Source organism: Bradyrhizobium sp. LVM 105, from assembly GCF_003957705.1.
Classification (GTDB): domain Bacteria; phylum Pseudomonadota; class Alphaproteobacteria; order Rhizobiales; family Xanthobacteraceae; genus Bradyrhizobium; species Bradyrhizobium frederickii.
Genome location: NZ_QZMV01000097.1, coordinates 1 through 1,032 on the forward strand (window position 1 = coordinate 1; position 1,032 = coordinate 1,032).

The 1,032-nt window shown below is 60.0% G+C and carries 1 pseudogene; it reads right to left on the bottom strand.

Annotated elements, in window-relative coordinates:
• Positions 1-911 (bottom strand): annotated as a pseudogene (locus D6B98_RS39625) (IS630 family transposase); the annotation flags it as partial.
• Positions 912-1,032 lie beyond the last annotated feature (121 nt).

The window sequence follows — 1,032 nt, forward strand, 5'->3', positions numbered from 1 at the left end:
ATCGTTGTACGCGTTGACGTAGGCATCGATGTGTTCCTGAAGCTGCTTGAGGCTTGTGAAGGAGGTGCCGCTAAGTGACTGCCCCTGCAGGATCGAGAACCAGACCTCGACCTGATTGAGCCAGGAGGCGCTTGTTGGCGTGAAATGAAATTGCACGTTGGGGTGGGCCTTGAGCCAGTGCTCGTTTTTCTTGTGGGTGTTGAGGTTGTCGAGGATGACGTGAAGCTTGCGGCTCGGAAAGGCCGCGGTGACGCTGTTCATGAAGTCGAGAAACTCGACGCGACGACGGCGTTTTGAATGCGTCGCGATGATCTTTCCGGTGGCGACCTCAAGCGCCGCAAACAGCGTCGTCGTGCCATGCCGCTTGTAGTCGTGGCTCTGGCCGGTCAAGGCGCGGCCATTGGGCAACTTCAGATAACCCTGCGCTCGCTCCAAGGCCTGGATCGAGGGCTTCTCGTCCACACATAGCACAATGGCCTTCGCGGGCGGGGCGACGTAGAGGCCAACACATCGGCGGCTTTGGCCGTAAAGTTCGGGTCGTTGCTCTCGCACCAGGACTTGCGAGCCGCGAGGTCAATCTTGTGGCTGCGCAGGAACCGCCAGACATATTGGACGTCAACATCGCCCAGCGCCTCGGCCAGCAGAGGGCCGGTCCAGCGTGCAAACCCTTGCGGGGGCGGCTTATCCAGCAGCTTCAGAATCCGCTTGTCGGTGGCCTTCGTATAGATCGGCTGCTTGCCCGGCCGTGGCTTGTCTTGCAGCCCATCCAGGCCATGGTCGGCATAGCGATGCCGCCAAAGGCTGACAATCCGCGGCTGGACCCCGACTTCCTTGGCGATCGACCGCGTGCTGCACCCGTCCGCCGCCAACAGAACTATCCGAGCCCGCTTCAAATCGCGCTGCAACGTCACCGGCGAGCGACAACACGCCTCAAGCACCTTGCGATCTTTCCGCGAAAGGTGGACTTCTCTTGCTTCGGGGATCATCCATATCTTGAATCACGACTCACGATCCAAGGATAGTGGGTACTAG